Raw genomic sequence first — 20,766 nt, 5'->3', positions numbered from 1 at the left:
GCGAGGTGGGATGGCGGCCGATCACCGCTGCGAGATGAATCTCGATGCTGCGCAGGTCACCGCGACCGGCCCGGTCGCGGGCAACGAACGCATCGTGCGCGTTCTCGACACCCTCATCACGCGGCCCCGTCCGCACGGGTGGGGTGTGCGCGAGCTCGCCGCCGAGATCGGCGAGAGCCGCAGCACGGTCAACCGCGTGCTCCGAGGCCTCACCGAGCGCCGCCTCGTCGAAGCCGACTCCAGCAACTACCACGTCGGCCCGCGGCTGCGCGTGATCGCAGCGCAGCTGCACGCGCAGCACCCGGTGCTGAGCAGAGCGGCCGCGGTGCTCGCCGAGCTCTCCTCCGCCTGCGAGGCGACGATCATGGTCGTCGTCCGGGGGCCGCTGCCGACGACCGGTTTCCTCGCGATGCTGCACGAGCACGACGGACCGGTCCGCTACCAGCTCACGCCGGGCATGATCCTGCCGCTGCACGCCGGCGCCGCGGGTAAGGCGCTGCTGAGCTCGATCGGCCTGGACGCCCTCGACGGCGTGGAGCTGCAACGCTTCAGCGAGAAAACGATCGTCGATCGCCACCAGCTGGCCGCCGATCTCGCGCACGCGGAGCGAACCGGCTACATCACCAGCGTCGGTCAGCACATCGCGCTCGCGTCGGGCGTCGCCGCACCGTTCGAGACCGCGTCCGGGGAGAAGGCCGCGATTTCCGCCACCCGTCCCCGCTACACAACCACCGACGAGGACCTGGCGCGCATCGCCCCGCTCGTCCGCGACGCGGCGGCTGCGCTCAGCCGGATCCCGATGGGCTCACCTACTCCTTCGAACGCCGGTCTCCCCAGCTCGTCCGACAACGCGGATTCGACCGCCTTGGGGCGGTTCGAGCGCCTGCTCACCACCCTCGCCGCGCAACCGCACGGCGTGGCCCCGGGACGCGAGCTCATCACCCGCGTCGGGGCCAACCCCTCGACGGTGAGCAAGCTCCGGGCCACCGCGGAGGCGTCCGGCATCGCCAGAACCACGCCGACCGAGCAGCTGATCGCGGGACCGCTGCTGCTGCGCTGGGCCGCGGTGCTGGGAGAGCGCCCGCCGCTGCCGGACGTGCTCGCCCCCGACCTCGCCCGGCTCGCCACCGACACGGGCGAGACGGCAGCGCTCGCGGTGTACGACCAGGAGACCGCGACGGCGGTCATGACCACGGTGGTCGCCGGGCCGAACCCGGTGCACTACGGCCTCGCCCCGGGAACCCCCATCCCGCTCCACGCCGGGGCCGCCGGGAAGGCCATCCTCGCGCACGCCGGTTCCCAGGTCGTCGAGCAGCAGGCCCTCGAACCGCTCACCCCGCGAACCCGGACCGAACGAGGACAGCTCCGACGCGATCTGACCGCCATCCGCGAACGCGGCTGGGCCGAGGCCGACGGCGAGCGGATCCCCGACGCGTTCGGGCTGGCCGCCCCCTTCTTCGAAGGAGCACGCGTGGCCGGCTCGGTAACCCTCACCATTCCGCGGTTCCGCAAGGACCAGCTGGACGTCGCACAGCTCACCGCGGCGCTCACGAGCACCGCGGAACAGATCACGCGCCTGCTCACGACCTAGTCTTCGGCGTCTCGCCGGGCCCGCGAGCCGGTTCAGCCCCTCGCGCCGGCCTCGGGAGCATGGTGCGGCCGAAGGCTGCCCGGCACACCGGGCAGGAGGCCGCCTAGCATCGCCGGCATGTCCATCCTCGACGTCCACATCGGCGCGCTCCAGGGCGGCCCCGCGAACCTCGCCCAGTACCGGGGCGAGGTCCTCCTCGTCGTCAACGTCGCCTCCAAGTGCGGCCTCACCCGGCAGTACGACGAGCTCGTACAGCTCCAGCGGACCTACGCCGACCGCGGCTTCACCGTGCTCGGCGTCCCGTGCAACCAGTTCGCGGCCGAGGAACCCGGAACGCCCGAGGAGATCGCCGAGTTCTGCACGACCACCTACGGCGTCACCTTCCCGCTCACCGAGAAGATCGAGGTGAACGGGAAGCGCAGGCACCCGCTGTACGCCAAGCTCGTCCGGGCCGCCGACGCGGACGGGCACAGCGGCGACATCCGGTGGAACTTCGAGAAGTTCCTCGTCGCCCCCGACGGCACTGTCGCCGCCCGCTTCGCCCCGCAGACGATCCCGAACTCCTTCGAAGTCGTCGAGCCGCTCGAAGAGCTCCTGCCCGCCTGACCCGCCGACCCCGGCCGCGCGCCTGAGTACTTCTACGGATGCGCTCCGCGCAGCGCGATCACTAACCTCGGCGCACCGAAGTGGACCCATCGCGACCGGGGAGAGCACCGTGACGAGCCCGCAAGACGACCACCCGACGCCGAAGCGCCGCAGGTGGCTCGGCATCGCGGCGGCCGCAGCGCTGCTCGTGCTGCTGCTGCTCGCCGGGGGCTGCCTGGTGGCGCTCTGGACGCTCAGCGCCGCCATGGCCTTCGGCGACGCCTGCACGTTCACCCCCGGCTCCCTGCACTGCCCCAGCGGCGAGATCAGCACGGTGACCCAAGGGGTGTTCATGGCGATCCTGCCGGCGGGCCTGCTCATCGGCCTGATCCTCGGCGCCGTCGGCGGCGTGCTCTCCATCCGCCGCGGCGGGACCGGCCTGCGCTGGGCGGGGATGGCGTGGGGCGCGTTCGCGCTCTCCCTCGTCGTCGCCGTCATCGTCGGCAGCCAGGTGATGTGGTAGCCGCGGGAGCCCGCGCACGACGACGGATTCGCGCACCGCGCTGAGCGCGACCTGCGGCGGTCCCGGCGCGGACGCGCGTGTGTCGTCCCGGCTGCCGACCCCGCCGCGGCGCACAGCCCGGCAGCGATCGAGCACCACCCCGCTCCCCCTCGCCCGCGCCCGCGCCTGCGTTCGCGCAGCGCACCGGCGCGCCAAGTTGTTCTTTGAACACCTCTTAACAAAACATCACAAGATGTGTCAGAGTGTGCTCCTCGCGGCGACGCCGCCTCGTACCTCTCGAAGGAGCCCGCGCATGACCCCGACACCGCCGTCGGCATCTCGTTCGTTCCTGGGACTGTCCCCAGCGCTGCTGTGGGGTTACGTCGCCATCGCCTTCTTCATGACCGGCGACGGCCTCGAACAGGCGTTCCTCTCCGACTACCTGGTCACCCAGGCCGGCTTCAGCACCTCGCAAGCGGGGACGCTGTTCACCGTCTACGGACTGGTCGTCGCGTTCGCCGCCTTCGCCTCCGGCGTCCTGGCCGAGCACTACGGGCCGCGCCGGGTCATGGCGGCGGCCACCGTCGGCTGGGTCGTCTTCCACGCCGGTTTCATGCTCTTCGGCGTGATGGAGCACAACTACCCGCTGATGGTGCTCATGTACGCGATCCGCGCGATCGCCTACCCGATGTTCGTCTTCGGGTTCGTGGTGTGGATCTCCTACGCCGCCCCGCAGCACCGGATGTCCTCGGCCATGGGCTGGTTCTGGTGCTCCTACTCGCTCGGCGTCGGCGTCTTCGGCTCCTACCTCCCCAGCCTCACGATCCCGTGGATCGGTGCTGTGACCACCCTCTGGAGCGCGATCGGCTTCATCGCCGTGGGCGGGTTGATGGCGACGTTCCTGGTGCGCGGCCGAGGCCCCTCGATCTCCGGCGAGCGCACGCTGCGCGGCCTCGGGCTCACGCTCGTGGAAACGCTCCGGATGCCGTTCCAGAACGTCCAGCTGGCCTACGGCATGATCCAGCGGGTCATCAACCAGCTCTCCCTCTACGGCTTCATCGTGATGCTGCCGATCGTCTTCGTCCGCGACATCGGTTTCAGCCAGGAGCGCTGGCTGCAGCTGTGGAGCCTGGTCTACCTGGTCACCGTGTTCACCAACCTCATGTGGGGCGTGCTGGGCGACCGGGTCGGCTGGGTGCGCACCATCCGCTGGTTCGGCGGCCTCGGCATGTGCGCCGCGACGCTGCTGCTCTACTTCACGCCCGTGCTGGCGGGACCGAACGCGCTGCTGACCGCGGGCGCCGTGATCGTCTTCGGCGTCGCGATCGCCGCCTACGTCCCGCTGTCGGCGCTGATGCCCGCGTTGGAGCCGAACCGCCGCGGACAGGCCGTCGCGCTGCTCAACCTCTCCGCCGGAGCTTCGCAGTTCGTGGGATCGCTGCTGGTCACCGTGCTGTGGGACCGGGTCGGCACGACCGGGACCGTGCTGGCGCTGGCCGCTACCTACCTGATCGGCTTCGGGCTGAGCTTCCGGATGAAGGTCGATCAGAACGCGCTGGCCGCCAGCGAGCCCGAGCAGCGGGCGAGCGAACCGGCGTGACGACCCCTCAGATGAGGTGGCGCACCCGCGGCCGGTGCTCGGCCAGCCGCGGGTCGTCCGGTTCGAGCTCGGTGCACAGCGCGGCCACGTCGTCCAGGGCCACCGAGGCGGCGCGGTCCCGAACCCCGAGCTTGGCGGAGTCCGCCCCGATCACGATCCGACGCGACACCCGCGCGCAGGCCTTCTTCAGGGCCGCTTCCTCCACCGTGGACTCGAAGCAGGTCGCCGAGTCGATGCCGCCGGTGGAGGCGAAGAACACGTCGGGGGTGAGCTGCTCGACCGTGCCCGCGGCCAACGGTCCCACCAGGGAATCGCTGCGCTCGTCGAACTGGCCCCCGGTGAGCTCCGGGGTCACCCCAGGGCGCCCCTGGAGCACCTGGAAGGTCTGGATGTTGTTGGTGAGCACGGTGAGCCCGGCCGCCGAGGAGATCAGCGCGGCCAGCCGGTACATCGTGGTCGACGAGTCGAGCACGACCAGACCCTGGTCGGGCACCAGCGGCAGCAGCTTCTCGGCGATCTGGCGCTTCTCCCCCGCCCTGGCGCTGTCGCGGTGCTGGAAGCTGACGGGTTCGGCGTGGCGCGCTCCGCCGCGCATCCGGCGCGCGACGCCCTCGTCCTCCAGCTGCCGCAGATCGCGCCGGACGGTCATCTCGCTGACCCCGAGGGCCTCCGCCGCTTCGCTCAGGGAGACCGATCCGGCGGATCGGAGCTCGGCGCGCAGCCACTCGATTCGTTCCTCCATGGCCAGACTCTTCACGAAGAGCATCGTATGACCCGCTCGACAGCCGGCATCGGCACCACCACGCCGGAGCCGCTCACCGCAGGAAGGACCCGCATGAGTCCCAGCCCGCCATTCCCCGTCCTCGCAGCCGGAGACCGGTTCATCCGGTCGGCGATCTTCCGCGCGGAGATCACCGACCGGCTCGGCTCCCGAGCTGCGGTGAGCGAGCTGGAGCTCCCGTGGCCCGACGAGCCGTTCGGCGCGGTCGCCGAGGTCGACGAGGCCTCCGGCAGCGAGGACGAGCTGATCGACGCCCTCCGCGGGCACCGGGGCCTGGTCACGCAGCTGGCCCCGATCACCGAGCGCGCGCTGTCCGCGGTTCCGGAGCTGGAGTTCATCGGCGTCGGGCGCGGCGGGCCGGTGAACATCAACGTCGAGGCCGCCGCCGCGCGCGGCGTGCGCATCGTGAACGTCCCGGGGCGCAACGGCATCGCGACCGCCGAGATGACCTTGGCCCTGCTGCTCGCCGCGCTGCGTCGGTTGCCCGCGCTGCACGGGAGCCTGCTGCGCCGCGAGTGGCGCGGGGACTTCTACCGCCACGACGTGGTCGGCGGCGAGATCTCCGGGTCGACCATCGGGCTGCTGGGAGCGGGCGCGGTCGGGCAGCACGTGGCGCGGATCGTCGCCGCCATGGGTGCCGAGGTCGTCGTGCACGACCCCTACCTGCCCGCCGGTGCGCTCCCGGAAGCCCGCCGGTGCGCCGACCTGGACGAGCTGTTCTCCACCAGCGACGTGCTCTCGGTGCACGCTCGGTTGACCCCGGAGACCGAGCAGGTCGTCAACGCCAAGCGGATCGCGCTGATGCGTCCCGGCGCCATCCTGGTCAACGCCGCGCGCGGCGGACTCGTGGACTACGCCGCCGCAGCCGAGGCGCTGGCCACCGGACAGCTCGGCGGAGTGGCGGTCGACGTGTTCCCGACCGAGCCTGTCGACATGTCCCTGCGCCTGCTGCAGCTCGCCGACGAGGGCGCCAACGTGGTGCTCGCGCCGCACGTGGCGGGCGCGAGCAGGGAGACGGCCCGCCGAGCCGCCGGCGGCATGGCCGAGGAGCTGCGCCGCTACCTCGGCGGCGAACCCGCGCTGCACCCGGTTCGGCCGCGGGCGGTGACGTCATGACGTCCTCGATCGTGCTGGGCATCGACGTCGGGACCAGCGGCGTCAAGGTGGTGGCCACCGGCCTCGACGGCCAGCTCGTCCGCTCGGAGACCGCGCGCTACGACACCCGGGTCGACGTCGCGGGCAGCGGAGCCGAGCAGGACCCGGGCAGCTGGTGGAGCGCGATCACGTCGGCCACCGCGGCGGTGGTCGCCGAGGACCGGGTGCTCGCGGTGGCCGCGACCAGCCAGTCGCCGACCCTGGTCCCGGTCGACGAGCGAGGTTGCTCCGTCGGACCGGCGTTGACCTGGCTGGACCGCAGGGCCGGTGCCGAGGCCGCGGAGATCGAGCGGACCGCACCCGGGCACCGCAACGGCCCGGATCCGTTCTTCGGCACCGCCAAGCTGCCGTGGCTGCTGCGCAACCGGCCGAGCGTCGCCGCCCGCGCCCGCCACGTCGTCTCGGCCAACGGCTACGTCGCCGGGCTGCTGACCGGCCGCGCCGCGCTCGACGACTCCTCCGCGTCGCTCATGCAGGGATTCGACGAGGCGGCGGGCGCGTTCGACGAGCGGCTGCTGGGACGCGGCCTGGGGATAGAGCTGCTGCCGCAGATCGTCGCGACGACCGACGTCGTCGGCGCCGTGACCTCCCGGGCCGCGGCCGAAACGGGCATCCCCGAAGGCACTCCCGTGGTCGCCGGCGGCGTCGATTCGGTCGGATCGGCCTTGGAAGCGGGAGTTCTCGAGGCCGGCGGGCCGCTGGTGGAGATGACCGGCTTCTCCAGCGCCACCATGCTGGCCGTCCCCTCCGGCACGCGCGTGCCCGGCTTCATCCACGAGCGGCACTGCGTCCCCGGGTTGGACCTGCTGATCACGGCGCAGGTGACCGCCGGTGCCACGGTGGACTGGGTGAACCGGCTCGCCGGCCAGGACCTGCGCGATTCGGCCGAGCTGCTGGCCCGGCAGCGGCCGTCGCGGCTGACCACGGTGCCCAGCTTCGCCGGCGAGCGCACCCCCACGTGGAACGCCGCAGCCCGCGGAATCGTCGACGGCCTCGACCTCAACACCGACGGCGTCGAGCTCATGCTCAGCGTTCTGGAGGGCAACGCGATGGCGTTGGCCGACGACGTCGCCGAGCTGCGCGCACGCGGGTTCGCCGTTGCCCGCTTGCTGAGCACCGGTGGCGGGTCCGCTTCCGCGGCGTGGTTGCAGATCAAGTCCGACGTGCTCGGCGTGCCCGTGCAGCGGCCGCGAGTCGGGCACGGCGCCGCGCAGGGCGCCTCGTACCTGGCCGGACTGGCCGTGGGAGTCCACGACCTCCCCGATCTCAAGCGGTTCGCCGCCGACATCGAGCACGAGTTCGCGCCCGATCCCGAGCTGCACGAGCGCTACGCGCTCCGGCGCGAGCACTTCGCGAGGGTCCGCGAGCTCAACCGCGCCCGCGCATCTGACCCGTCCTGAGAAATCCGCTCTTCCCGACGAATTCCCGACCGACGAGGAGTACTCGAGTGTCCGAGCAATCCGTGATCGCCGATCTGCTGGCGCGGTCGCACCGGCTGGGTGCCGACCCCACGACCACCAACTACGCAGGCGGCAACACCTCCGCCAAGGGCGCGGCGACCGACCCGGTCACCGGCCAGGAGGTGGAGCTGCTCTGGGTCAAGGGCTCCGGGGGCGATCTCGGCACGCTCTCCGAGAGCGGGCTGGCGGTGCTCCGGCTCGATCGGATGCGCTCGCTGGTCGACGTCTACCCCGGCGTCGACCGCGAGGACGAGATGGTCGCCGCGTTCGACTACTGCCTGCACGGCAAGGGCGGCGCGGCACCGTCGATCGACACCGCGATGCACGGCCTGGTCGACGCCGCGCACGTCGACCACCTGCACCCCGACAGCGGCATCGCCATCGCCACCGCCGCCGACGGCGAGCGGCTCACCGAGACCATCTTCGGCGACCAGGTCGTCTGGGTCCCCTGGCGGCGCCCCGGCTTCCAGCTCGGGCTGGACATCGCCGAGATCAAGGCGGCCAACCCGCAGGCCCGCGGCTGCGTCCTGGGCGGTCACGGCATCACCGCCTGGGGCGAGACCTCCGACGAAGCCGAGAAGAACTCGCGGTGGATCATCGACACCGCGGCCGCGCACATCGCCGAGCACGGCAGGACGGAGCCCTTCGGCGCGGTCGTGCCCGGCTTCGAGCCCCTGCCCGAAGCGCAGCGGCACGCCCGCGCCGCCGAGCTGGCACCGATCATCCGCGGCCTGGCCTCGACCGATCAGCGGCAGGTCGGCCACTACGACGACAGCGACGCGGTGCTCGAGTTCCTGTCCCGGGACAAGCTCGTCCCGCTGGCCGCGCTGGGCACGTCGTGCCCGGATCACTTCCTGCGCACCAAGGTGCGCCCGCTCGTGGTCGACCTGCCCGCCACGGCCCCGCTGGACGACGTCGTCGCGAGGATCCGGGAGCTGCACGCCGGGTACCGCGAGGACTACCGCGCCTACTACGAGCGGCACGCCACCGCCGACAGCCCCGCGATGCGCGGCGCCGACCCGGCGATCGTGCTGGTGCCCGGTGTCGGGATGTTCTCCTTCGGCAAGGACAAGCAGACCGCGCGGGTCGCCGGCGAGTTCTACCTCAACGCGATCAACGTGATGCGCGGGGCCGAAGCGCTGTCGACCTACGAGCCGATCCCCGAGAGCGAGAAGTTCCGCATCGAGTACTGGGCCCTGGAGGAGGCCAAGCTGCAGCGGATGCCACCGCCCAAGCCCCTGGCGGGCCGCATCGCGCTGGTGACCGGAGCGGGTTCGGGCATCGGCAAGGCCATCGCCGAGCGGCTCGCCGCCGAGGGAGCGTGCGTGGCGGTCGCCGACCTCGATGTCGGCGCCGCCGAGGAGACCGCCGCGGGCATCGGCGGCAGCGACAAGGCGATCGCCATCACCGCGAACGTCACCGACGGCGCCGCGGTCCGCTCCGCGGTGGGCACCACCGTCCTGGCCTTCGGCGGGATCGACCTGGTGGTCAACAACGCTGGCCTGTCGATCTCCAAGCCGCTCCTGGAAACCACCGAGAAGGACTGGGACCTCCAGCACGACGTGATGGCCAAGGGCTCGTTCCTGGTCTCGCAGGCCACGGCGAAGGCCATGGTCGAGCAGGCCGTGGGCGGCGACATCGTCTACATCTCGTCGAAGAACTCGGTGTTCGCCGGCCCCAACAACGTCGCCTACGGGGCGACCAAGGCCGACCAGTCCCACCAGGTCCGCCTGCTCGCCGCGGAGCTCGGCGAGCACGGCATCCGCGTCAACGGCGTCAACCCCGACGGCGTCGTGCGCGGATCGGGCATCTTCGCCGGAGGCTGGGGCGCGCAGCGGGCCGCGGTCTACGGCGTCGAGGAGGAGGAGCTCGGCGCGTTCTACGCGCAGCGCACCCTGCTCAAGCGTGAGGTGACGCCCGAACACGTCGCGGCAGCGGTCTTCGCGATCACCGGTGGCGACCTGACCCACACCACCGGGCTGCACGTCCCGGTCGATTCCGGCGTGGTCGGCGCGTTCCTGCGCTGAGCCAGCCGGTCGCCAGCCGGCTGCGGGGGATGTGCCCCGTCCCCCGCAGCCGCCCGGGCGGGAGGCAGCACCGCTCGATCTGCCCTGCGAATCCACTCGGCCCGCTCAACTCGTAGCGGCGGGCCTCGTGCAATATCGGCTACCCCACGAGCCACATCGCTGCCAGGACTCCCGGGATCGCGGCGCCGAAAGCGCTGAACGCGTGCACGACCGCTGCGATCACCGAGCGCCGACCATCGGTTCCGGAGATCAGCCGAACCGCGTGCGGGCTGAACGCGCAGTACGTGAACAGCGCGCTGCCCGCACCGATGCCCAACCCCGCGCGGGTCTCCTCGCCGGGGCCCGAAGCCGCGAGGGCCGCACCGGTCAACGCGCCGAGCAGGAACGCCCCGGCCAGGCTGACCACGAGCTCGTCCCACCGCAGCACGCCGTCGTCATCCGGGCGAACTCGTTGGACGAGCATTCGCAGCAGCGTCCCGCCGATGCCGCCGAGGAGCATCGCAAGGGTGTTCGTCATCGCACCGCCTCGAACTGGTGTCTCGTCAGCAATCGTCCTTCTCGATGCCGTCCAATTGAGGCGCATCTTTCCCCGAGTCGCACCGAGAGCAGGTGCGCTTCCCTATTTCGGATGACCAGCGGACCGCATCATCCAGAACAAGTGCAACAGATTCACTTCTCGCTTTTCGCGCGGCATCCCCTCATGAGGCCTACGGTGTCCTTTGCCGATCGCAATAACGCGGCGGCTGGGCAAGGAAATGGTTGGGAGGGGAGCTTCGATGGCTGAGCAACCACAACGCCGGCAAGGTTATCGCCAAGGGCTCGGGGGAGAAATGCTCGCCGAGTTCCTCGGCACGTTCGTGCTGATCCTGCTGGGCTGCGCCTCGGTCGCGGTCGCCGTCGCCGGGCTGCCCGGCTCGGGACGGCAAGCGGACGCCTTCGGCGCGGCGAATTGGCTCATCATCGTGTTCGGCTGGGGATTCGGGGTGGTCTTCGGCGTCTACGTCGCAGGCGGCGTCAGCGGTGCGCACATCAACCCGGCTGTGACGCTCGCGTTCGCCGTGCGCAGGGGATTCTCGTGGCTGAAGGTCGTGCCGTACATGATCGCCCAGGTCGCGGGCGCCTTCGTCGCCGCCGCCCTGGTGTACTCCGTGTACAGCTGGGCCATCGACGCGTTCAACGCCCAGGCCGGCGTGGGTCGAGCCCAATCCCTGGACACGTTCGCGATCTTCGCGACGTTCCCCGCGGAGTACTTCGGCGGATCGTGGTGGGGTCCGCTGCTGGATCAAATCGTGGGAACAGCAGTTCTGGTGATGCTCATCTGCGCGCTCATCGATTCGCGGAACACAGCTCCGACGGCCAACCTCGGTCCGTTCCTGATCGGCATGGTGGTCACCACGGTCGGTTTGACCTTCGGCCCCAACGCCGGCTACGCCATCAACCCGGCGCGCGATTTCGGCCCTCGCCTTTGGGCGTATTTCACCGGATGGGGGGATATAGCCCTGCCCGGGACGTATGAATGGTTCAGCTTCTACTTCTGGATCCCCATCGTGGGCCCGCTGGTCGGGGGCGTGGTCGGTGCGATCGTCTACGACCTGTTCATCGGGCACGTGGTCGCCGCCCGCGTGACGGGTCCGGAACCGGGGCGAACCACCGAAGGGGAGCCGAGTTCCGAGTGACCTCCTGCGGTTGACTGCCCGGCTGCCGCGCCTCTCCGCCGACGCCGCAGGAGGTCCACCACCGGCCTCGGTGCGGCTCGTCAGCGCTGGTGCGGCGGCAGCGGGAACGGCTCCATCGGCTGGTCGTCGGCGGTGAGATCGATGCCGAAGTCCTTCGCCCACACCATCCGGGTGTCGACCAGGACGTTCTCGGTGTTCTCGTCCAGCTCGAACACCCGCGCGCCGCGCAACCGGTTCCGCTCGGCGCCGGGCAGGCCGTAGGTGCCGAACCCGGCGTTGCCCGCGTAGCCGAGCAGCACCCCGTAGTAGTCACCCGAGTAGGTGTTCACGTGGTCGTGCCCGCAGAAGACGCCCTTGACGTCTCCGCGGTCGAGGATCGCCGAGAACATCCCGCTGTTGAACGGGCCCGGGCACTCGTCCTCGTTCCGCTCGCCGACGATGCCGTGCCGGTCCACCCCGCGGGCGTGGTCGGCGGCGGTGCGGCCGTCGACGCTGCCCCACCACATGAACCGGTACTCCCACAGCGGGATGTGGATGAACAGCAGCGCCGGCACCAGCCGTCCGGCTTCGCGTTCGACCTCCCTCGAGGTCTGGGCGTACCACTCGATCTGGTTCATCCGGATCCAGTCCCAGCCGGGATAGCCCTCGATGTTCTGACCGGCGATCTCCTCGGGCGCGTAACGCCCGCTGTCGATCAGGAACAGGTTGAACTTCGGGTCCGAGGTCCGCGAGCCCTGGATCAGCAGGCTGTTGTTCGCGGTGCCGGTGACGGCGTCCGGGCTCGGCTGGTTCCGGTTGCACGGGTAGGACCGGTAGAAGTCGAGCTGGTCGGCCTCGTCCATCCCGCCCTGCGGCGTCGAGTCCTCGTCGTGGTTGCCGAAGGTGATCGCCCAGGGGATCTTCCTGTCCTCCATCGGCCGCACCACGTTGTTCATCGCTTGCTTCATCTCGAGCCCGGACTCGCAGCCGCCGGCGATGTTGTCGCCGTTCATCACGACGAAGTCGGGCTGCTCGGAGTCCAGGACCTTCTCCATCAGCTCGACCGTGCGGCGGTCGGTCTGCTCGTCGTCCTGGGTGTCGTTGAACTGGACGATCTTGTAGGTCCCGTCCGGGCGGAACTTCAGCGGTGCGTTCCGCTGCTGCTGCGCCACCGCCGACTGGGGCGCGACGACGGCACCGGTCGTCGCGAGCGCGGCCGCGGCACCGAGCTTGATCGCGTCGCGGCGCGCGAGCCCGGACCGCGCGGTGGTGGATTCGGTACCGGTCGTGGACGGGTTCTGCGCGGTCATGATCACCTTCACCGTCGGGGGTCGAGGCCGCTCGCGGTTCGATGCGGCGGCCAGTCGACGCTAGTCAGCAGGCCGCCGATCGGGCCACGTAGCGCCGATGAACCGCGCATGACGGATCGCGGACGACTCCGTGTCGTCCGCCCCGGGTGGTGAGTGGAAATGCCGACGAGCCGGCCGCCGCGCAGCGGCTGCGCTCGTCGTCTGAGCAGCGCGCGAATTCCCGCGCGACGGGTCGGCGAGACCCACGCGAGATGATCTTCGCGGAAGCGGTCCTCGCGCAGCAGTCCTGCGATCACGTGCCGTCCGAGACCTCGGGACCGAGGCCTCGGACGGCACTTCCGATCACCCGAACTGACCGGGCTGGTAATCGCCGGCGGGCATCTGGAGCACGACGTTCCCGCGGTTGAACGCGTTGATGAGGGTGATGGCGCCCACCAGCGCGGCGAGCTGGTCCTCGTCGTAGTGCTCGGCGGCGTTCGCCCAAACCTCGTCCGGAACGCCACCGGCCGCGTCGGCGATGCGCGTGGCCTCCTCGGTCAGCTCCAGCGCCGCGCGCTCTGCCTCGGTGAACACGGTCGCCTCCCGCCAGGACGCGACCAGGTTGAGGCGCTCCGCTGATTCCCCGATCTGCAGGGCGTCCTTGAAGTGCATGTCGGTGCAGAAACCGCAGCCGTTGATCTTGCTGGCGCGGAGGTTCACCAGCTCCTGCGTCGACGCCGGCAAGGCCGAGTCCTCGAGCTCCTTCGCCGCGGCGATGATGTGCTTGAAGACCTTGCCCAGGACCGGGCTGGTGAAGGGGTTCAGGCGAGGTTCCATGGTGGTGTGCTCCCTTGCCGTCGGCTGGCGTTACACACCCTTGACGCGTCGGACCGGCGAGTTGTGACAGGGCACCCTGCGCCGTGGGCTTCCGCGACGTCCGGTGCTGCGGAAGCCCGACGTCGATGGTGATGCCGATCGGGGCCGAGAACGTGATCGAACCCAGATCGTTCCCGCGACGAGGGGATCATCGACCGGCCGATCTGCGGTGGACCAGAGCGCCTCCTCCCCGACTCGGCGGAGGAGTTCGTCAGTCGATCGACAGGGCCTCGGTCAACTTCCCGGCCTGTTCGGCAGGAACGTTGCGTACGACGTCGGCCAAGGCGATCATGCCGACCAGCGCCCTCCCGTCGATCACGGGCAAGCGGCGCACCTGGTGATGGATCATGGTCGACAGCACCTCCTCGATGCTGTCGTCGGCCCCGATGGTCACGGCCTCGGCCTGGTTCAGGTCGCCAGCCGGGAACGTGCTCGGATCGCGGCCCTGCGCCACCACCTTGACGACCACGTCGCGGTCGGTGACCACGCCCTTGATCTTGTCGTCGGGACCGCAGATCGGGAGTGCACCGACCTTCTTCTCGGCCATGATGCGACCGGCATCAGCCGCACTCTGATCGGTGCGGACGCACTCGGCCCCGACATGCATGATGTCTCGCGCGGCAGTCATCGCTCTTCCTCCAAGATGTCGCGTGCGCTCAACAACGGGCCCGCACTCCGCGGGTTACCCGACCGCACGGGCCACAACACCTCGCAGGCACGACCACCAGCGAGTCCAGCTCGCCCACGCCGGTAGCAGAGAACCTCGCGACGTGGCCAGCATCGGACGCTCCTCCTACGAGGAGTTCGGCCCGCGCGAACGGAAGTCCCGCACATGCGCGCGCACGCCGATGACCTGCTCGAAATCACCGATCACCTCGGCCGCCGCAGGCATCTGCGAGATCGAGCAGATTCTGCTGACGGTCGTGTCGCCGGAGACCACGACGGACCCGTCGGGGTGTCGAAGCGACGCCCGAAGGCTGGCGCGGTCGGATGGTGGTCGACCAGCGTTGCTGTGATCGACGCGCCGCCGTCGTCCCATATGGACAGTGGTTTGGCGAGGCGGGCGGCCTGCCATCGGGATCGGACATACCAGATGCCGTCCAGGTCGATGTCGTGCACCTCGAAGAGGCCTGTTCCGCACCTGCGCGCCAGCCGGCTCGACGACGACCTCGTCTGCCACGTATGCCGAGCGCTTCGACGGCACCCGGCGCTCGGTGGGCAGTCGGCGGTGAAGGGGCCGCGGTTCGGACTGCGCCGTTCTGACGGCGCAGCCCCATATCGGCCGACTGCCTCGAAGACATGCTCGCCTCACATCACCGGAACCCATGGACGAGGTTGTCATCAGCGAGGCCGGGCCACCCCGTGCAGGCGCCGAGCGGCCCGGGCTGCTGCTACGCAACCCGCCGCTAGACCGCTGTTCAGCGCTCTCCCGCTTCGTCGACCTGCACCTGCTCGGTTTCGAGCGGCTTGCTCGCGAGGCTCCCGGCCACGAGTGCGAGCACCGAGAGCGGCAGCGCGATGAGCACCGAGTTCCAGTCGTTCGGCTTGTTCAGCGCGAACTCCCAGATCAGCACTGCGCTCGTCCCGACGACCATGCTCGCCAACGCCCCGACCTTGGTCACTCGCTGCCAGAAGAGCACGGCCAGTACCGCCGGCGTGATGGCAACACCGTAGATCGTGTACGAGTGCATCTGCAGTTCCAGCACGCTCGGGAAGAACTTTCCCAGCAGGTAGGCCAGCAACGCGATGCCGATGACGGCCAGTCGGTGGAGCTTCAGGCGCGCCTTCTCCGAGACCTCTCGGGATGCGTGCCGGACGTAGAAGTCGTAGACCACGTTGCCGGCGACGGAGAGCATGAAGGACGTGCCGGTGGTGATGATGAAGGCCAGGGCTCCGGCCAGGACCATCCCGCCGATCACGGTCGGGACGAGGCCCTCGGAGGCGAGGGACAGCACCGCGGTGTCCCCTGACTCCAGGTTCGGCAGCAGGATCGAGGCGGCCGAGGCCAGGATCCCGACCGGGATCATGACGACGAACGCACCGATGAAGAAACCGGTGGTCGAGCTCCGCGCGGTGCCCTGGTCGCGGGCCGCGGTTAACCGCTGGTAGAGGTTCTGGTCCGCCAGGATCAGCAGGAGCAGCGGCAGGAAGTATCCGAGCAGCTGCATCGTGGAAAGACCGCCGGTCAGCGATTGCGACGATGCCGAGAGCTGGTTCCAGTAGTCGACCGGAGAGCCGATCTGGGAGATCACGATGGGAACGCTGACCAGCAAGGACACCACGATCAGAAGCGCCGAGGCCGCGTCGGTCCACGCCACGCTGAGCAGTCCACCACCAACGGCGAGGAAGGTGACGACGCCTGCCACCAGCAGGGTGGCCTGCGCCTGCGACAGTGGCGTGAGCAGGCTGATGATGTGCCCACCGCCGATGAACTGGTAGGCCGTGATTCCGACGTAGGCGAGCAGGATGACCACCGCGCCCAGCATCCGCACTCCGATCCCGTACCGGGCTTCCAGGAGTTCCGGCACGGTGTACTTCGACAGCGCGCGGATCTTCGCGGCGGCGAAGTAGAGAACCACGATGCCGACAGGGGTACCGGCCGAGAACAGCATCGACGCGAGCGGCCCGTAGTTATAGGCGAAGTTCGCCCCGCCGACGATCGTCCCGGATCCGACCCAGGTGGCCAGCAGCGTCCCGACGAGCACCGGCCGCGGGAGCGCGCGTCCGGCGAAGATGAAGTCGTCGCCGGTGCTGACCCGGCTCGATCGCGAGAAGTAGGCGCCGATCAGGAGCATCACGGCGAGGTAGACGACGAGAACGACCAGGTGAACGGTCTGCACTGCCCCTCCAAGTTCCCGGGCCGAACCGACCCGGGGAATCGATGTCGCTGAGCGTGGTTCCGGTTCGAGATCAGCGGCGTCGGTCCGCGACGATCCGACCGCCCTGGACGACGCAGCGGTGACGTTCCTCCGCGTTGACCAGCACTTCCAGGTCTTCCAGCGGGTTCCCGTCGACGACGAGCAGGTCCGCGCGGGCGCCCGGGGCGACCACGCCGACGTCGCCCTCCAGGCCGAGCAGACGGGCGGCGTGGACGGTCGCTGCACGGATCACGTCGGCGGCGGGCTGCACCTGACCGCGCACCCGGAACTCGTGAAGTTGGTAGACGCCCATCCCACCGAGCAGATCGGTGCCGTAGGCCAGGTTGACCCCGGCTCGATGTGCCTTCTCCAACGCGGTGAGACCGGCGTCGAGCACCTCGTACACCTTGCGATGGGAGTTCGCCGGCAGGCCGTACTCCGGCCCTTCAGCGGCGAGTCGGTCGTAGGTGATCAGGGTCGGCACCAACCACGCGTCGTGCTCCAGGAACAGTTCGACGCTGGAGTCGTCCAGAAGGTTTCCGTGCTCGATGCACCGCACGCCGTTCCTCAAGCCCCGGTCGATCGCCCGTGCGTGGTAGGCGTGCCCGGTGACGTATCGGTTGGTGTTCGTCGCCTCCTCCACGAAAGCCCGGATCTCCTCCTCGGAGTACTGCACGGCGCTCACCTCGTCGGTGGGAGAGGCCACCCCGCCCGAGAGCATGATCTTGATGTGGCTCGCGCCCTTGCGCAGCTCGTCGCGGGCAGCGCGCCGCACCTCGCTGACGCCGTCGGCGATCCGGCCCCCGACCTTGGACTGGCAGCAGGGGACGGAGTCCTCGTCGCGGGTTCGAAAGTCGCCGTGCCCACCCGTCTGGCTGATCGCGCTGCCGCCGTAAACGATCCGGGGGCCGGTGATCACCCCCTCCTCCACCGCCAGCGCCAGACCGTGGTCGGCTCCGCCGGTGTCGCGCACGGTGGTGAACCCACGCCCGAGCATCGCGGCCAGGGCCGAGGTGGCACGTGCGGTCCTGTAGGAGGCATGCCAACCCGCCACCGCGTGCGCGTCTGCCGAGGTCAACATCGCGTGCACGTGAGCATCGATCAGGCCGGGCAACACCGTGGCCCCGGCGAGCGGCAGGACAGGCACATCGTCGGGCGCCGAAGGGGGCCGCCCGGTGCCGACCTCCGCGATCCGGCCGTCGGTCACCTCGATCCATGAGAGGCCGGAAAGCCTCCCCACCTCGGGGTCTAGGACATGCGCATCGGTGAGCAACAACCTGGTCATCTAGCACTCCCGCTGTCGAGCGCGTGTGGTGGGCACCACACGATCGACGCAACAGTAAGGTGCATGATGATTCATACGCAATGCTTGTTGCGCACAGATCGGTTGCGTCATGCTGGGGTCTTTCGCCCCTGGAACCGCACGGGAGAACCGCAGATGTCCGTTGAGACCTGGATCGATGAGTTCGTTCGCCAGAACCCGCTGGGAACACAGGCGTCGCGGGTGGTCCGGGTGCTCAACTCACAACCCCGATTCGCGTCGTACGCCACCGCGCGCGACCTCGCCGACCGGGCAGGCGTGAACATCTCGACGGTCACGCGAACGGCTCAGGGGCTGGGGTTCAGCGGTTGGTCGCATCTCCAGCTCGAGCTCCGCAACCGCTACCTGGGGAGCCTCGGAGCGAGCGAAGTGCTCACCGAACACGCGGATTCCGCGGGCGACCCGGTGCAGTCGGCGTTCCAGCAGGACGCCGACAACATCGCCCTCGCTGCCCGGACGGTCGACGTCGACACCGTCCGCACGGTTGCCGACACGATTCGCCGATCGGGACGAACCTTGATCATCGCTTCCGGCAGCTTCCTCGCGCCCGGAATCGTTCTCGCCCACATGGCCAGTTTCATGGGTGTCGACATCACCTGCGACGGCACCGGTGGAACGATCCGCGTAAATCAGATCCTCAAGCTCCAGCCAGGAGACTGCCTCCTGGTCGTGAACGTCTGGCGTCTCCCGCGCGAGATCCTGGCCGCCACGCAGCTCGCAAAAGACCGCGGCGTCACCATCTGCGTCATCACCGACCAGCGCTCCACGCCGCTGGCGTCGGCCGGCGACCACGTCGTGATCGTCCCCAGCGAAGGGGCCTCGCTCTTCCCGTCGATGGCAGCGGCACTGACCACCGCCCACGCCATCGCCGCCGAAATCGCCGCCGCGGACACCGAGGGGGTCCGCGCCGCCCTGGCCGAGTGCGAGGACGCCTGGCACCGCCTCGACCTCATGGCGGATCAACCAATGCGAAACCGCCCAGGACAACATGACTGATGAACCGGTCCTTGGCCGAGGCGGCCCGCTTCGGCTTCCCGAGCGGGCCGCTGAGCTCCGCACCCGTGTTCGACTGCTCAGTTGTGCGAGCGGGTCTTGAAGTCGCCGAACTCCAGGATGAGGGAGACGCCCACTCCGGCGAGGAGTGCCCAGAAGGGGCTGGAGATGCCGAAGATGGTGACGTCGCCCATGGCGACGACGAGGGCGACCAGGGCGCCGAGCTTGTAGCGTCCCTGGGAGAACGCTCCCCGGAAGGCGATGATGAGGACGCCGAACATCGCCAGTCCGGCGACGGTGGAGATGAGTTCGCTCGGGAGCGCGCTGACCAGCCCCACGGCGATGCTGGCGAACAAGCCGAACGTGACGAAGATGATCCCGTTGACGACAGCTGCGGCATAGCGCCGGTCGTGGTCGGAACCGGCTTGATCGGAGCCGCAGATGGCGGTCATCGGACCGGCGATGCTGGCGTTGTGACCGCCGAACCCGGAGACGAGGAGGCTGGCAGCGCCGCTGACCACGGTGATGTTGTTGACCGGAGGGCTGTACTTCTCCGCGATGAGGACGCCCATCGATTGGATGTTCTCCGCCTGGATCACCAGTGCGAGCGGGATTCCCACGCCCAACATGGTCAGCGGGTCGAACTCGACGCCGACCCACGTCGGCAGGGCGAGCTCGGCGCCGACCTGGGCCGATGCGAACGAGTCGGTGAGAACGGCCGCGACGATGCCGAAGACCAGGGCACCGATCACCCCGGGGACCGCCTTGACGAAGCGGCTCAGCAGCAGGAACCCGACGACGGCAGCACCGACGAGCAGGGGTCGGGTTTCGGCGGCACCGATGATGTTGAGCGCGTACTTGAACAGGACACCGCCGATCATGGCCATCAAGATCGGCATGGGGAGCCAACGCACCAGGGTGCGGACGAACCCGGAGAGGCCGAGGAGCAGCACCAGGACGCTCGCGGTGAAGTAGGCGCCGACCATCTCCGGGAGCGAGTGGTCGGCCAAACTGGAGACCACCAGCGCCGCAGCGGGAATGCTCCAGGCACCGACGATGGGCTGCTTGTAGTACAGCGCCATGATCAGCGAGATGAACCCGCCGACCAAGTAGACGGTGCTGACCCAGGACACCGTTTGCGCGGTGGTGAGTCCGGCGTCGTTGGCGCCGTTGACGACGATCAGCGCGGGGCCGGTGCAGCCGAAGACCGCCGCGACGACGCCGGCACCGATCGTCGAGAAGTCGAGGGACCGCGGGAGGGCCCGCAGCCCGGCGCGATAACCCGGGCCGGGCTCGATGAGCCGGTCCGACTCGCCGGAGCCGCCGATCTCGTGGTCTTCGATGCTCTGGGACATGCGTGATCCATTCGTCAGACCGCATCGCGCGGGTGCAGGTCGGCTGATTCGGAGGGCACCGACGCGTCCGGCCCAGTGACGTCGGTGCGGTGACCAGCGGCGTGGAACGCCGTGAGGATCCGAACACGCGAGAACGTCGTCGCGAGTAGGGGTGCCGGGGTGGCCCCGAGCCGGGAGACCACCGGCTCGGGGCGACGGCGATCAGAAGAACCAGTGCTCGGGTTCGGCGCCGTGGGGCGTGATGTCGCTGAAGCGACCTTGGTAGAAGCCGAGCGGGTCGCCATCCCGGGTGCACACGTCGGTGACCTTGCCGAAGACCACCGTGTGATCGCCGGCCTCGACGGTCTGGTCGACCGCGCAGTCGAGGTGGGCCAGGGCGTTCGGCACCACCGGGACGCCGTGGTCGCCGTACTCCAGGCCCAGGCCGCTGAAGTGGTCCTCGCCGCGTCGTGCGAACCGCAGTGCGATCGGTTGTTGCCGCTGCGAGAGGAGGTTGACGACGAAGCGTCCCGAGGCGGTGACCGCCGCGGCGCTGCGCGCGCCGTGGTTGAAGCACACCAGCAGCAGAGGCGGATCCAGCGACACGGAGGTCAACGAGTTCATGGTCATGCCGTGCGGAACGCCGTCGGATTCGGTGGTGATGACCGCGACACCGGTGGCGAAGCGCCCCATCGTCTGGCGCATCGTGGCGGGGTCGACCAGTCGCTGAGTCATGGTG

Annotated in this window: 19 protein-coding genes; 10 read left to right on the top strand and 9 right to left on the bottom strand. The window is 69.7% G+C overall.

Annotated features, from left to right (window positions below; all coding sequences use genetic code 11):
• Positions 1–34 precede the first annotated feature (34 nt).
• From ACFQRI_RS21195 to ACFQRI_RS21180, 4 genes are all read left to right on the top strand, one after another.
• Complete coding sequence (locus ACFQRI_RS21195) at positions 35–1,591, top strand: IclR family transcriptional regulator (protein WP_380671311.1); 1,557 nt, start codon at positions 35–37, stop codon at positions 1,589–1,591.
• Positions 1,592–1,708: 117 nt separating this feature from the next.
• On the top strand, positions 1,709–2,197 hold the full coding sequence (locus ACFQRI_RS21190) for a glutathione peroxidase (protein WP_380671309.1): 489 nt from the start codon (positions 1,709–1,711) through the stop codon (positions 2,195–2,197).
• A gap of 109 nt (positions 2,198–2,306) precedes the next feature.
• Complete coding sequence (locus tag ACFQRI_RS21185; protein WP_380671307.1) at positions 2,307–2,699, top strand: hypothetical protein; 393 nt, start codon at positions 2,307–2,309, stop codon at positions 2,697–2,699.
• A 292-nt stretch (positions 2,700–2,991) separates the two neighbouring features.
• Positions 2,992–4,278, top strand: a complete 1,287-nt coding sequence (locus ACFQRI_RS21180; protein WP_380671305.1) for an MFS transporter — start codon at positions 2,992–2,994, stop codon at positions 4,276–4,278.
• A 7-nt stretch (positions 4,279–4,285) separates the two neighbouring features.
• On the opposite strand, the gene ACFQRI_RS21175 is transcribed toward ACFQRI_RS21180, so the two are convergent.
• Positions 4,286–5,035, bottom strand: coding sequence for a DeoR/GlpR family DNA-binding transcription regulator (locus ACFQRI_RS21175; protein ID WP_380671303.1), 750 nt, complete (start codon positions 5,033–5,035; stop codon positions 4,286–4,288).
• A 78-nt stretch (positions 5,036–5,113) separates the two neighbouring features.
• Here ACFQRI_RS21175 and ACFQRI_RS21170 point away from each other — a divergent pair, with 78 nt between their 5' ends.
• From ACFQRI_RS21170 to ACFQRI_RS21160, 3 genes are read left to right on the top strand one after another with little or no spacing between them, the layout of a single operon-like run.
• Positions 5,114–6,175, top strand: coding sequence for an NAD(P)-dependent oxidoreductase (locus ACFQRI_RS21170; RefSeq protein WP_380671301.1), 1,062 nt, complete (start codon positions 5,114–5,116; stop codon positions 6,173–6,175).
• Positions 6,172–7,614, top strand: a complete 1,443-nt coding sequence (locus ACFQRI_RS21165) for a xylulokinase (protein ID WP_380671299.1) — start codon at positions 6,172–6,174, stop codon at positions 7,612–7,614. Before ACFQRI_RS21170 ends, ACFQRI_RS21165 begins: the two co-directional genes overlap by 4 nt.
• A 47-nt stretch (positions 7,615–7,661) precedes the next feature.
• The gene (locus ACFQRI_RS21160) at positions 7,662–9,701 is read left to right on the top strand and encodes a bifunctional aldolase/short-chain dehydrogenase (RefSeq protein WP_380671297.1); all 2,040 of its coding nucleotides are present in this window, start codon (positions 7,662–7,664) and stop codon (positions 9,699–9,701) included.
• A 139-nt stretch (positions 9,702–9,840) separates the two neighbouring features.
• Here the strand turns inward: ACFQRI_RS21160 and ACFQRI_RS21155 are convergent, their stop codons facing one another.
• Entirely contained in the window at positions 9,841–10,218 is a 378-nt protein-coding gene (locus ACFQRI_RS21155) for a CrcB family protein (protein WP_380671295.1), read from the bottom strand.
• A gap of 259 nt (positions 10,219–10,477) precedes the next feature.
• Between ACFQRI_RS21155 and ACFQRI_RS21150 the strand changes: the two genes are divergently transcribed.
• Positions 10,478–11,377 carry an MIP/aquaporin family protein gene (locus ACFQRI_RS21150; protein ID WP_380671475.1) on the top strand — a complete coding sequence of 300 codons (900 nt, stop codon included), beginning with the start codon at positions 10,478–10,480 and terminating at the stop codon, positions 11,375–11,377.
• A gap of 80 nt (positions 11,378–11,457) precedes the next feature.
• Here the strand turns inward: ACFQRI_RS21150 and ACFQRI_RS21145 are convergent, their stop codons facing one another.
• The 3 genes from ACFQRI_RS21145 to ACFQRI_RS21135 all read right to left on the bottom strand — a co-directional run bounded on the left by ACFQRI_RS21145 (position 11,458) and on the right by ACFQRI_RS21135 (position 14,149).
• Entirely contained in the window at positions 11,458–12,666 is a 1,209-nt protein-coding gene (locus ACFQRI_RS21145) for a metallophosphoesterase family protein (protein ID WP_380671293.1), read from the bottom strand.
• A 342-nt stretch (positions 12,667–13,008) separates the two neighbouring features.
• Positions 13,009–13,482 carry a carboxymuconolactone decarboxylase family protein gene (locus tag ACFQRI_RS21140; protein WP_380671291.1) on the bottom strand — a complete coding sequence of 158 codons (474 nt, stop codon included), beginning with the start codon at positions 13,480–13,482 and terminating at the stop codon, positions 13,009–13,011.
• Positions 13,483–13,732: 250 nt separating this feature from the next.
• A complete protein-coding gene (locus tag ACFQRI_RS21135) occupies positions 13,733–14,149 on the bottom strand; it encodes a CBS domain-containing protein (RefSeq protein ID WP_380671289.1) in 417 nt (138 codons plus the stop codon).
• 142 nt (positions 14,150–14,291) lie between these two features.
• On the opposite strand from ACFQRI_RS21135, the gene ACFQRI_RS21130 reads away from it, so the two are divergent.
• A complete protein-coding gene (locus ACFQRI_RS21130; RefSeq protein WP_380671287.1) occupies positions 14,292–14,537 on the top strand; it encodes a hypothetical protein in 246 nt (81 codons plus the stop codon).
• A gap of 402 nt (positions 14,538–14,939) precedes the next feature.
• Here the strand turns inward: ACFQRI_RS21130 and ACFQRI_RS21125 are convergent, their stop codons facing one another.
• The gene (locus ACFQRI_RS21125; protein WP_380671285.1) at positions 14,940–16,361 is read right to left on the bottom strand and encodes a sodium:solute symporter family protein; all 1,422 of its coding nucleotides are present in this window, start codon (positions 16,359–16,361) and stop codon (positions 14,940–14,942) included.
• A gap of 70 nt (positions 16,362–16,431) precedes the next feature.
• Complete coding sequence (locus tag ACFQRI_RS21120) at positions 16,432–17,664, bottom strand: metal-dependent hydrolase family protein (RefSeq protein ID WP_380671283.1); 1,233 nt, start codon at positions 17,662–17,664, stop codon at positions 16,432–16,434.
• A 153-nt stretch (positions 17,665–17,817) separates the two neighbouring features.
• On the opposite strand from ACFQRI_RS21120, the gene ACFQRI_RS21115 reads away from it, so the two are divergent.
• On the top strand, positions 17,818–18,696 hold the full coding sequence (locus tag ACFQRI_RS21115) for a MurR/RpiR family transcriptional regulator (protein WP_380671281.1): 879 nt from the start codon (positions 17,818–17,820) through the stop codon (positions 18,694–18,696).
• 77 nt (positions 18,697–18,773) lie between these two features.
• On the opposite strand, the gene ACFQRI_RS21110 is transcribed toward ACFQRI_RS21115, so the two are convergent.
• Together ACFQRI_RS21110 and ACFQRI_RS21105 are read right to left on the bottom strand one after the other, a co-directional pair.
• The gene (locus tag ACFQRI_RS21110) at positions 18,774–20,048 is read right to left on the bottom strand and encodes a benzoate/H(+) symporter BenE family transporter (RefSeq protein ID WP_380671279.1); all 1,275 of its coding nucleotides are present in this window, start codon (positions 20,046–20,048) and stop codon (positions 18,774–18,776) included.
• Between the two features lie 201 nt (positions 20,049–20,249).
• Positions 20,250–20,762, bottom strand: a complete 513-nt coding sequence (locus ACFQRI_RS21105; protein WP_380671277.1) for a flavin reductase family protein — start codon at positions 20,760–20,762, stop codon at positions 20,250–20,252.
• Positions 20,763–20,766: the final 4 nt, after the last annotated feature.

This window comes from Saccharopolyspora griseoalba (genome assembly GCF_042665275.1).
Taxonomy (GTDB): Bacteria; Actinomycetota; Actinomycetes; order Mycobacteriales; family Pseudonocardiaceae; genus Saccharopolyspora; species Saccharopolyspora griseoalba.
This window is presented reverse-complemented; position numbering and strand designations above follow the sequence as displayed.